Annotated in this window: 9 protein-coding genes; 8 read left to right on the top strand and 1 reads right to left on the bottom strand. The window is 68.5% G+C overall.

What is annotated here, in order from left to right; genetic code table 11:
• Positions 1 to 12 precede the first annotated feature (12 nt).
• Positions 13 to 723 carry a response regulator gene (locus AC3ANK_RS13005; protein ID WP_206861183.1) on the bottom strand — a complete coding sequence of 237 codons (711 nt, stop codon included), beginning with the start codon at positions 721 to 723 and terminating at the stop codon, positions 13 to 15.
• A 179-nt stretch (positions 724 to 902) separates the two neighbouring features.
• Between AC3ANK_RS13005 and AC3ANK_RS13000 the strand changes: the two genes are divergently transcribed.
• The 8 genes from AC3ANK_RS13000 to AC3ANK_RS12965 all read left to right on the top strand — a co-directional run bounded on the left by AC3ANK_RS13000 (position 903) and on the right by AC3ANK_RS12965 (position 10,851).
• A complete protein-coding gene (locus tag AC3ANK_RS13000; RefSeq protein WP_484171377.1) occupies positions 903 to 1,688 on the top strand; it encodes a methyltransferase domain-containing protein in 786 nt (261 codons plus the stop codon).
• 65 nt (positions 1,689 to 1,753) lie between these two features.
• Positions 1,754 to 2,032, top strand: a complete 279-nt coding sequence (locus AC3ANK_RS12995; protein ID WP_206861181.1) for a DUF4242 domain-containing protein — start codon at positions 1,754 to 1,756, stop codon at positions 2,030 to 2,032.
• A gap of 30 nt (positions 2,033 to 2,062) precedes the next feature.
• Positions 2,063 to 3,040, top strand: a complete 978-nt coding sequence (locus AC3ANK_RS12990; RefSeq protein ID WP_484171376.1) for a hypothetical protein — start codon at positions 2,063 to 2,065, stop codon at positions 3,038 to 3,040.
• 82 nt (positions 3,041 to 3,122) lie between these two features.
• Positions 3,123 to 3,656 (top strand): hypothetical protein, encoded by a 534-nt coding sequence (locus AC3ANK_RS12985; RefSeq protein WP_484171375.1) that lies wholly within the window; start codon positions 3,123 to 3,125, stop codon positions 3,654 to 3,656.
• 288 nt (positions 3,657 to 3,944) lie between these two features.
• Positions 3,945 to 6,410, top strand: a complete 2,466-nt coding sequence (locus tag AC3ANK_RS12980; protein ID WP_484171374.1) for a two-partner secretion domain-containing protein — start codon at positions 3,945 to 3,947, stop codon at positions 6,408 to 6,410.
• A gap of 188 nt (positions 6,411 to 6,598) precedes the next feature.
• Entirely contained in the window at positions 6,599 to 8,317 is a 1,719-nt protein-coding gene (locus AC3ANK_RS12975; protein ID WP_484171373.1) for a ShlB/FhaC/HecB family hemolysin secretion/activation protein, read from the top strand.
• A 933-nt stretch (positions 8,318 to 9,250) separates the two neighbouring features.
• Positions 9,251 to 9,910 (top strand): YadA-like family protein, encoded by a 660-nt coding sequence (locus tag AC3ANK_RS12970; RefSeq protein WP_484171372.1) that lies wholly within the window; start codon positions 9,251 to 9,253, stop codon positions 9,908 to 9,910.
• A 113-nt stretch (positions 9,911 to 10,023) separates the two neighbouring features.
• Positions 10,024 to 10,851: an OmpA family protein gene (locus AC3ANK_RS12965; protein WP_484171371.1), complete on the top strand. Its 828-nt coding sequence runs from the start codon at positions 10,024 to 10,026 to the stop codon at positions 10,849 to 10,851.
• Positions 10,852 to 10,957: the final 106 nt, after the last annotated feature.

Below are 10,957 nucleotides of genomic sequence, written 5' to 3'. Positions count from 1 at the left end.
GCTTCGCTGCCTTCAAGGCACGAACATGTATCCCACGCCCCGCACCGTCCTGATCGCCCGCGGATTGTCCGGGTCCGCTTCCACCTTCCGCCGCAACCGCGCGATGCGGATGTCGATCGAGCGGTCGAACGGCTCCCACTCACGGTTCTTCGTCAACGTGAGGATCTGGTCGCGCGAGAGCGCCTTCCCCGCGTGTTCGTGCAGCACGCGCAGCAGGTCGAATTCCATGTGCGTGACCATCACTTCGGTGCCGTCGGCGTCGAACAGCTGGTGCGCGTCGAGGTCGAGCGTGCAGCGTCCGAACGGAACCCGTCGCGCATTGCGCTCGCCCGTCGGCGCGGCGTCCGGACGCGCCTGGATGCGGCGCAGCACGCTTTTCACGCGTGCCAGCAGTTCGCGTGGATCGAACGGTTTGGCGACGTAATCGTCGGCGCCGATCTCCAGGCCGACGATGCGGTCGATCACATCGCCCGAGCCGGTCACCATGATGATGCCGACGTCGTAGCGTTCGCGCAGGTAACGCGCCAGGGTGAGGCCGTCCTCGCCGGGAAGGCGCAGGTCGAGCAGCACCAGGTCCGGCGCCTCGCGCTGGAGTTCGCGGCGCATGTCCTCGCCGTCGGCGGCCTCGAGCGCGCGGAAGCCGTGCGTGGCGAGCGCCTCCAGCAGCATCTCCCGCGTGGAACGGTCGTCGTCGACCACCAGGACACAGGGCGTGTGGGCCATGGCTTCACCTCCGGAAACGAGGGGGGAGCGTGGGCGCGCGACGCGGCCATGGCTCCCCTCCGGTAGTTTCCCGCGCTGTTACCAACCGATACAAATCCATCATCACGCGACATCGGGCCGTTACCGGCCGTCATTAGATTGGCCCCATGCCGGCGGTGCGCCGGCGAAGAGAGGCCAAGATGAGCCGTTGCCCGCTCGTGCTGGACACGATCCACCTGAACCGGCAGGTGCGTGCGACGTACGAGCGCGTCGCGAGGGCGCCTGCGAGCGGTTTCCACTTCCGCACCGGCGCGGCCTACGCGGTCGAACAGCTCCGTTACGACGCGGCTGAACTCGCGGCGCTGCCCGCCGCGTGCACCGAGCGTTTCTCGGGCGTGGGCAATCCGCTGCGCATCGGCACGATTCCTGCCGGGGCGGTGATCCTGGACCACGCCTGCGGCGCCGGCATGGACCTGCTGCTGGCGGCGAAGGCCGCCGGTCCGCAGGGCCGGGCGACCGGCGTCGACCTCACGCCCGGCATGCGCGCCAGCGCGCTGCGTGCCGCCGCGCAGGCGGGCCTGCTCGATCGCGTGCGCCTGCACGAAGGCACGTTCGAGGACCTGCCGGCGGACGACGCCAGCGTCGACGTGGTGATCTCCAACGGCGTGCTGAACCTCGCGCCCGACAAGCCGCGCGTGATCGGCGAGATCGTCCGCGTGCTGCGGCCCGGCGGCCGCCTGTTCCTGGCCGACGTGGTGCTCGATCGCGAACTGGCGCAGGCCGCGCGCGCGAGCGCCGACCTGTGGGCCTCGTGCATCGGCGGTGCGCTGACCGAAGGCGCGCTGGTCGACCTGCTCACCGGTTGTGGCCTGCACGAAGCGCGGATCACCGAACGCTTCGAGTGCTTCGCGGGCACCGACCTGGCCCGCAAGTTCCACGGCCAGCTGCATGCCTACGGCGCGAACGTGCTCGCGTCGAGGCCCTGAGTTTCGCCGGCATCGCGCCGGCATCCCGCGCCCGCGAACGGGCGCACGCAACGGAGGGAATCGTCATGTTCAAGAAATACGTGATCGAACGCGAGATCCAGGGCATCGGTGCGCAACCGGTGGAGGCGCTGTGCGGCGTGGCGCTGCAATCCAACGGCGTGCTCGACGAACTCGGCACCGACATCCAGTGGCTGCATTCCTACGTCACCGCCGACAAGACCTACTGCGTGTACCTGGCGCGCGACGAATCGCTCATCCATGAACACGCGAAGCGTTCCGGCTTCCCCGCCAACCGCGTCGCCGAAGTGAAGTCGGTCCTCGATCCCACCATGGCGCCGGCGTGACGCCGCCATGACGCATCACCGGAGTCCTGCATGAACCTCGCAACTGCCCCGAGCCGAGCCCCGCAATGGAATGCCGACGTCGCGTCCGGCGAAAGCGCCCGCTACGCGCGCTGCGTCGAAGTGTCCAGGCGCGTGCGCTGGGAGATCGACGCCGACGTGATCCGCGGTCGCGAGTTCGATTTCGACCGCACGTTCCTGCCGGCCGGGTTGTCGCTCGTCGAACGCATCGGCTTCCTCGACGAGGCCGAACGCCGGCTCTTCAGCCAGGTGCAGGGACGCACGTATGCGTGGATGTTCGGCCTGTGCGAGCGCTTCATCGGCGCGAAGATGCTGCAGACCTCGGGGCAGCACTGGCTCGGCGACCAGAACGCGCTGGAAGCGCTGGTGCGCTTCTCGGACGAGGAGATCAAGCACCAGGAACTGTTCCGTCGACTGGAAGCGATGCTCGACGCGCGCATGCCGGCCGGCCACGCGAAGATGGCCGAGGCGAACGCGGTGGCGATGTTCGTGCTGGAACGCCGCAGCTGGGCGGTGCTGGCGCTGATCTTCATGATCGAGCTGTTCGTGCAGCGCCATTACGAGGAAAGCATCGCGCCCAGCCAGGAGCTGTGCCCGTTGTGGAAGGACGTGTTCCTGTTCCACTTCCGCGAAGAGTGCCAGCACTCCGTCGTCGACGAGCTGGAGTGGCGCGCGGAGAACGCACGCGTCGATGCCGGCGAACGCGACGCGGCGGTGGACGACGTGATCGCGCTGCTGGGCGCGGTGGACGACATCCTGCGCGCGCAGGCCGATGCGGACGCGGCGTACTTCGTCGCCGCGTGCGGACGTCCGTTCGGGATGCGCCAGCAGCGGGTCGTGCTCGATGTGCTGCGGCGCGCGTACCGCTGGCAGTACATCGCGTCCGGCGCGCGGCATCCGCGCTTCGTGCAGGTGCTGTCCGAACTGGCGACGCCGGCGCAACGGATGCGCTTCGATGCCGCGCTGATGTCGATCGTGCCCGACGACTGATTCGAGAGCCCCATTCCCCGATTGATCCGAATGCCCCACACGGCGACCGCATGCGGCCCGCCGCACTACAGGACTTGCCCAGATGAGAACGATGACCCTGATGGCCGCGCTGGCGATGGTCGCGGCGACCCATTCCATCGCCACGCGTACCGCCGCTGCGAGCGACGCGACGATCACGACCGCACCCGCGATCCGCACCTTCGACCTGCCCACCGTGCGCGTGTACGCCACGGTCGAACGCGACGACGGCGATGCCGTCGCGATGCAGGCGCCGCGCATCCACGACCTCCCCCCGGTGCGCGTGCATGCGGTTCGCGACGAGCGCGACGTGGCCGACGCCCGCGACACGGCGATCGCGATGCGCACGCCGGCCGCGCGGCGTGCCTCGCTGGCCATCCCGCGCGGTTCCTCGCGGCGCGGCATCTCGCCGGAACGCGGCGCGGCATCGCACGCGGAAGCGCGGTTCGACCGCTGGATCGCCCTGGGTTGCGTGATCCGCATGCGCCTGGCGCGCGTGTGGCCGATGCAGCACTGCAACGACGGCGCGCAAGGGGCCGGTGCCATGTCGGGCGCAGGTGCATCGCTGCCGGTGTCGCTGGTGGAACGACGACGATGACGCGACCGTTCCGGTGGGTTCGTCGAAAAGCCGCGCAACGCGCGGCTTTTTGATGCGTACGCGCCGGTGGAACGCCCACTTCGTTAACCGGCCCTATTTATTCAGAAGAATCTCATGGTTCGTGGGTAGGGGCGCACCTACATTCGCCCGCCGGCTCCGCAAAACCGAGTTGCACCATCGGTCGCGCGCTTCCGGGAACCGCGGCCGGGCCGCGGATCATCCGCCCGGAAACTGCCCGGCATCGAACGATGCCGGGTTGCAACACCCCACAAAGTAAAGAGAGTTCGCATGAACCAATTCGAAGCACGATACGAAGCCGGCACCCTGTCGGCGTCGCAACAGGCGCTGCGCGTCCTCAAGCCGACCGTCCTCGCCGTGGCGATGGGCTGCGTCGGCAGCGCATGGGCCGCGGACGGCGGCGTCGTCGTCAACGGCACCGGCCGCATCGCCACCTCCGGCGCCGCGACCACCGTCACCCAGTCCAGCGACAAGATGGTCGTGAACTGGAACAACTTCGACATCGCCCAGGGCCAGTCGGTCACCTTCAACCAGCCGACCGCTTCGTCGGCCGTGCTCAACCGCGTCGTCGGCCCGGTCAAGGCCACCGACATCCAGGGCGCGCTGAACGCCAACGGCCGCGTGTACGTCGTCAACCCGGCGGGCGTGATGTTCGGTTCCTCGGCCGTCGTCAACGCCGACAGCCTGGTCGCCTCCACGCTCGACATCAACGCGCAGCAGTTCATGGCCGGCGGTCGTCTGGCCGGCACGCAGCGCGTGCTGGACCTGACCTCGAACGCGGCGAACGCCTCGGTCGTCAACCAGGGCAAGATCAACGCCCGCCAGGTCGCCCTGCTGGGCAGCCAGGTGCTGAACAAGGGCACGATCAACGCCACCGGCGACGTGACGCTCGGCGCCGCCGACACCGCCACCGTCACGCTGACCAACTCCGGCTTCTCGGTCGCCCTGGGCGCACCGGAAGTGAACGCGCTGGTCGACAACGGCGGCGTGATCGTCTCCAGGGGCGGCGACGTCCGCCTGACCGCCGCCGCGACGGGCGACGTCCTGCGCAACGCCGTGCGCAGCACGGGCACCATCGAAGCGCGTCGCGCCACCACGGGCGCCGGCGGTTCGATCGAGCTGCGTTCGGATGCCGACGGCCAGGTCAGCCTGGGCGGCAAGATGACCGCCGACAACCGCATCAACATCGAGACCATGCCGCGCATCTCGGGCAGCAAGGGCGGCAACATCGTCGTCGAGCCGCTGACCCAGCTGCAGGCCTCGGACGTCGCGCTCAACGCGGTCGGCAAGACCGTCACCTCCAACGCCGCCTACACCGCCAACACGGTCACGCTGGCCGGCGACAAGGTCGTGGTGAACGCGCCGGTCGTCGCCGCGCGCGACGTCAACGTGTACGGCAACAGCAGCGTCGTGCAGAACGCGAACGTGTCCGGCACCGGCCGCGTGTCCATCAACGGTGCCAGCATCCAGCAGGCCGCCGGCGTGGTCACCAGCGGTGGCGCGGTCGAACTGACGGCGAACCAGGACACCGGTTCGGTCGCCGCTTCGACGATCGATGCCCAGCAGGTCCGCATCGCGGGCAAGACCGTCGCGCTGAACGGCGACGTCAAGGGCAAGTACGGCGTCGACGTGACCACCGGTCGCGGTGGCGCCATTACCGCTGCCAAGTCGGTCGCTTCCGAAGCCGGCGCCGTCAACCTCACGGCCACCGGCGCTGCCTACGGCAGCACCGGCGCGTCGAGGGTCGTCACGCGCGGTGCGGTCAACGGCAACAGCGTCACCTTCAGCGCCGATGCGGTCGAAGTCTACGCGCCGGTCACCGGCAAGTACGACGTCGTGCTGGGCGGTGGCAAGACCGGCGTCCGCCAGGAAGCCAACGTCGCCAGCCAGATGGGCAACGTGATGGAAACCGGCGGCGCGATCTACCACGCCGCCGGCGTCGGCACGACGGCCGCGCAGCGCGCCGAGTTCCGCGCTCCGGCGCAGGGCGTGCCGCTCGCGTTCAACCTGGGCGACATCAAGGCCTCGCAGGTCGTCGTCGACAACGCCGCGGGCAGCGTGAACCTCAACGGTGCGGTCTCGGGCGACGGCCTGGTCCAGGTCAACGTGGGCAAGGGCAACCTGACCACGTCGAAGCTGGTGCAGTCGAAGTACGGCACGGTCGACCTCAACGCGACCAACGTCACCGCCAACGGCGCCATCGACGCACACTCCGTGCGCGTGAACGCCAACGGCGGCGCCGTCACGCTGGCCGCTCCGGTGACCTCGGTCGGCAACATCGACGCGCAGGCCACCACCACGCTGACGCAGAAGGGCAACCTGTCCAGCACGCAGGGCAGCGTCACGCTGAACGCCGCGACCATCGACCAGACCACGTCGGCCACGACGGCGGCGGGCGACGTGCGCATGTCCGGCACGACGATCAAGTCGGCCACCAACACGGCCGGCAACGAGATCGTGCTCAACGGCGGCGACGTCACCCTGAACGGCAAGCTGACCGCGCGTCGCGTCAGCGTTCCGGCCAATGCGAAGAACACGGCTGGCAACATCGTGATGACGCAGCCGGAGCCGGTCTACCCGCAGCCGCAGCCCGCTCCGCAGCCGGCCCCGCAGCCGGCCCCGCAGCCGGCTCCGCAGCCGACCGGCGAGTACGTGACGCTGGCGCAGATGGTGCCGGGCGTGCCGTACACGAGCGTGTGGGTCAACGGCGAAATGATGTTCGTCGCCGTGAAGTAATGCGCATCCGCCGGCGGTTCATCGCCAGCGTTTGCGTGACGCCCGCGCTTCGTGCGTGGGCCGATGGGAGGAGGGCGTTCGCGCCTTCCTCCCTTTTTTCGTGTCATGGGCCGGCCTCGTGCCGCGCCAACTCCCCCACTTTTTCGCGGCCCGGCGCATCGCGCCCGGGCTGAAGGTTCGATCCAGTCGTGAATAGTTCCTCCGCTTCCGCGTTCCCGCGTCCGGCCATTTCCTGTCTGTCGTTGCTGACCCTCGCCGTGCTGCACTCGCATGCGCAGGCTGCCGAACATGGCGTCACCTCGGGCGGACTGCTGCGCCAGAATCCCGGCCTCACGCGCACGTTCGGAACGTCCGGGAAGAACGCGCCGCCCAGCACGACGAACAGCGAAGCCGGGCAGGCGGACGATGAGGGCGAACTGCGTTTCCCGGTGCGCGACTTCGAGTTCGACGGCGGGATGACGCCAGAGGAACGCGCGCGCGTGGACGCGTACATCGCGCCGCTGCGCGGTCGCGAGACGACCATGAGCGCGCTGCAGGTCATGCGCGCCGAGCTGACCGAGCTGCTGTATCACGACGGCGAATCGCTGGTACGCGTGCTGCTTCCGCAACAGACGATCGAGAAGAACGGCGTCGTGCGATTCCAGATCGTGCGCGGCCGCGTGGAACGCGTCGTCGTCGAGAACGCTTCGCAGGTGGATACCGCGCGCATCGAGGCGATCCTGCGCGGCACGGGCGTGGCCGATCCCAGGCTGCGCGACATCGACGCGCGCATTCGCCTGCTACGCGAGCTGCCGGGCGTCGGTCGCGTCGATGCGACGCTCGCGCCGGGCAAGTATCCCGGCGGCACGCTCGTCACCGTGACCGTCGCGGGCGGACCGTCGCTCTACGGCATGGTCACCGGCGACAACGCCGGGTCGGTCGAAGCGGGCGAGCGCCGCATCGGGCTGGTCGGCGGCATCAACAACCCGTTCGGTCGCGGCGATCGTCTCGAGGCGATGGTCTACGTCACGCCCACGGCATTGCAGACGCATGCGTCCGACGGCGGCCAGACGCGGCTTGCGCGCGTGTCGTACGACACTCCGGTCGGAGATGGCGCGACACGCGTCGGTGCCTCGGTATCGCACGTCGCGTATCGGCTCGGCGGCGCGTTCGACGGGCTCGGCAAGGGTTCGGCGGACGTCGCCAGCCTGTACGCGACCCGCCCCGTGTGGCGCACGCGCGACGCAAGCCTGGACGTCAGTGCGTCGATCGACCGCAAGCAGTTGCGTGACGACCGCTTCGACGGCCTGCTCGAAAGCCGTCGCAACAGCAACGTCGCCAGCGTGCGTGCCGATGGGTCGGGCGTGGCGGGGCAGGGGCGTTGGCGGCGCTGGTATCGCTATGGGCTCGGCGTGTCGTACGGCAGCATGGACCTCACCGACCTGGACCGCACGAGCGGCAACGACGCCACGCGCAGACACGCGACGTTCGTGAAGGCCGAGCCCGTCGCGAGCATCGCCGTGGCACCGGTGTCGAGCCTGCGACTGAGCGCGCAGGTGCGCGGCCAGTGGGCCAGCCGGAGCCTCGACGGTTCCGAACGCATGAGCCTCGGCGGCCCCGGCGCCGTGCGTGCCTACGACCTCAGCGCGGCGGCGGTCGACGACGGCGCCGTGGTGTCGCTGGAAGCCAGCCACGACTTCATTCTTCCGAACACGCGCATCAGCGCGTTCTACGACGGCGCGGCCGGTCGCTATCGTTCGGCGATGGGCTATCCGTCGCGCCCGGTCAACCTGCAGGGCGCCGGCATCGGCGTGAACTGGAACTGGAAGGGCGTGCAGGGGCAGGTGAGCGTTGCGCGCGCGATCGGTCACGCGGACGACAAGCCGAAGGACGACCAGGTGTGGGTGACGGTGGGGAAGTCGTTCTGAGCGACACCGCGAGCGCAACGGTGGCGTCTGATGACGTAGCAGGTGATCCGTGCCGGCGCCGGACGGCGTGTCCTTGACATGAGTCGCTCCGTGGACTGCGTGATACCTGCGCCGGAATACCGCAAGGGTGTCAGGAGACTCAAAAAAAAACCGCACGCAGACGGTGGGCAACTTTCCCCGTGGGGTGTTGCATGGCTGCCCTCCCGACGCGAAACGCTTGCGTCGAGGTTGTGCCCGATGGAATCCGGGCACGAAGAACCCACCCGTGGTACGGCGCTGGGAGCCGCTGTGTGAGAGGAGTTTTTGAGTCTCCGGCGACGAGTGTTCCCAGGCAAACCGGGCATCAATGCGACGAAGTCGCGAACCGTAGCTGCGTCTCACATTCGCGAGGAAGCCGCTCTTGTAGCCCGGGTAAGGCCAAAGGCCGCACCCGGGGACACTCAAGCGATCCGTCGCCGAGCTTCGAGTTCGGCACGCGGAGCAAATAGGTCGGCACGTGGAGCTCAGAACTCGGAATGCCGAGCTCAAAGCTCGGCACGCGGAGCAAAGAGCTCGGCCATCCGGGTTCACAGCTCGGAATGCCGGGCGGCGAACTCGACGCGCGGAGCAAACAGCACGGCCATCCGAGCTCAGAGCTCGAACCGCGAAGCTCCGAGCTCGACGCGTGGAGCAGACAGCACGGCCTTCCGAGTTCAGAGCTCGGAACTTGGCGCTCCGGGCTCGGCGCCTGGAGCAAATGGCTCGGCGAACGGAGCTCAGAACTCGAAAGGTCAAGCTCCGAGCCCCGCGCGCGCATGGAACTCCCTCAACCTCGACGACCGCACCACGGCCAACACCGATGCGCTGAACGACATCATCGATGGCGGCGCGGGCATCAAGTACTTCCACGCCAACTCCACGCTGGCCGATTCCCAGGCCAAGGGCGTCGAGTCGGTGGCCATCGGCGGCAACGCCATCGCCAACGCGAAGTACTCGGTGGCGATCGGTGCGAACACGACGGCCAACCGTGAGAACACGGTGTCGGTGGGTTCGGACACCATCAAGCGCCAGATCGTGAACGTGAAGGCCGGTACGGAGCAGACCGACGCGGTCAACGTGTCGCAGCTGAAGGGCATCGCCGACGCGACCTACGACAACGCCGAGAAGACCAGCATCACGATGGGGGGTGAAGGCGCTTCGAAGCCGGTGGCGATCCACAACGTCGCCGACGGCGTCGCCGATCACGACGCGGTGAACGTCTCGCAGCTGAACCAGCGTCTGGCCACGAACAACACCGAAGTGCTGAACCAGGCGAACTCGTACACCGACCAGCGCGTCAACGATGCGTGGCAGAACCTGGGCGACGCGATCAACGAGGTCAACCAGCAGGCCAACCGTGGTATCGCAGCAGCCTCTGCCCTGGTCAACGTGACGCCGTACCTGCCGGGCCGCACGGCCGTCAACGCCGGTGTTGCCAGCTATCGCGGCGAAGCGGCGCTGGGCGTGGGCGTGTCGCGCTGGAGCGACAACGGTCGCGTGAACTTCAACGCGGGCGTGTCCGCGGCGAAGGGCGACGAGCCGGTGTTCCGCGTCGGTATCGGCTACATCTTCTGACGAGAGCGGAGGGGAAAGGACGCTGCGGGACTTCGGGTCCCGCCGCGTCCCGACCGCTCGTCCGTCATTCATTCAAGCCCACGGCTCCGGGCCGTGGAGGTAAGAGGTCCACGATGTTCAATTTCAAACCGTTGCCGGGATTCCTCCTGGCGCTCGCCGCGGCGGCGACGTTGTCCGCCTGCGGCACCACCTCGCTGAGCCAGGTCAAGGACGGTCATACCGACGCCCCTGTCTGGCCGGCGCCCGAGAAGGCCCACCCGCTGATCGAGTCGAAGATCCACGTCGACATCGATGCCCTGAGCAAGGTGCAGCTGGGCGATTCCAAGCTGGAGATCTACCGCCTGCTGGGTTCGCCGATGTACCGCGAAGGCATCGCCGGCGTGCACGAATGGGATTACCTGTTCAAGCTGCCGACCGCGCAGGGCGAAGTGCAGTGCCAGTACAAGGTGCTGTTCGACAACGACATGCGCGCGAGCCAGACGCTGTGGAACCCGGCCGCGTGCGCGGACCTCCTCGGCGGCATGCCGGCGCAGGCTGCTCCTGCCCCGGCGGCGGGCGAGCCGCACGTCGCGCAGTCGTTCGAGGTCGAAGCCGACGCGCTGTTCGCGTTCGACAGCGCCAAGCTGGCCGACGAAGGCGCCGCCGCGCTGCAGAGCCGCATCATGACGGCGCTGAACAAGGCCGAACATGTGGATTCGCTGCGCGTGATCGGCTACACCGACCGCCTCGGCAGCGCGAGCTACAACCAGGCGCTGTCCGAGCGTCGTGCGCAGTCCGTGAAGTCGTACCTGGTCGCGCACGGCGTGCCGGGCGAAGCGATCCAGGCGGAAGGTCGCGGCGCGGCCGACCCGGTGGTCAACTGCCCGGGCGCGAAGAGCGCGAAGGTGATCGCGTGCCTCAAGCCGAACCGCCGCGTGCGGATCGAGGTCATCGCGCGTTGATGCGGGGCGTTTGACACGGGCTCCTGCAGATCCGTGTCGTACAACTTGACGCAGGTGGAAGCGCCCCGCGATTGCGGGGCGCTTTTTTTGCGAGGTGTCGCGGGAG

It is taken from the genome of Lysobacter sp. SCRH-1R (assembly GCF_057747855.1).
This window is presented reverse-complemented; position numbering and strand designations above follow the sequence as displayed.